Annotated in this window: 1 protein-coding gene; it reads left to right on the plus strand. The window is 43.1% G+C overall.

What is annotated here, in order from left to right; translation table 11 throughout:
* On the plus strand, window positions 1–663 hold a 663-nt coding region (gene tpiA / locus ACRCJ0_RS18025; RefSeq protein ID WP_431391510.1), incomplete at both ends, for a triose-phosphate isomerase.

Here is a 663-nt window from a genome sequence, read left to right on the forward strand (position 1 = left end):
GCTGAAGCTCACGAATTCGTTGCTGCACTTAAAGAAGGTTTCCCACAAACGGATGCTGAATCTTTAATCGCACCACCAGCAATCTACATTGAAAAATTAATCGAAGAAGTAGCAGGTACTGACATCCAAATTGGTGCACAAAATGTTCACTTTGAAGATGATGGTGCTTTCACAGGCGAAATTTCTCCGCTTGCTTTAGAAGCATTAGGCGTACCGTACGTTATCATCGGTCACTCAGAACGTCGTGAATTATTCGGCGAAACTGATGAAGATGTGCGTAAAAAAGCAGCAAGCATTTTCAGCCACAACATGACACCAATCATTTGCTGTGGTGAAACTTTAGAAACTCGTGAAGCTGGCCAAGAAAAAGAATGGGTTAGTGGACAAATCCGCGCTGCTCTTGAAGGTTTAACTGCTGATCAAGTTGCACAAGCTGTAATTGCTTATGAACCAATCTGGGCAATCGGTACTGGTAAAACAGCTTCTGCTGATGATGCACAAGATATGTCAGCACACATCCGCGATTTATTATTTGAAATCGCTGGTAAAGAAGCAGCAGACCAAACACGTATTTTATACGGTGGTTCTGTTAAACCAGCTAACATTGCTGAATTGCTTGAAAAAGAGGACGTTGACGGTGCGCTCGTAGGAGGAGCTAGTCTG

Source organism: Aerococcus sp. L_32, assembly GCF_050689315.1.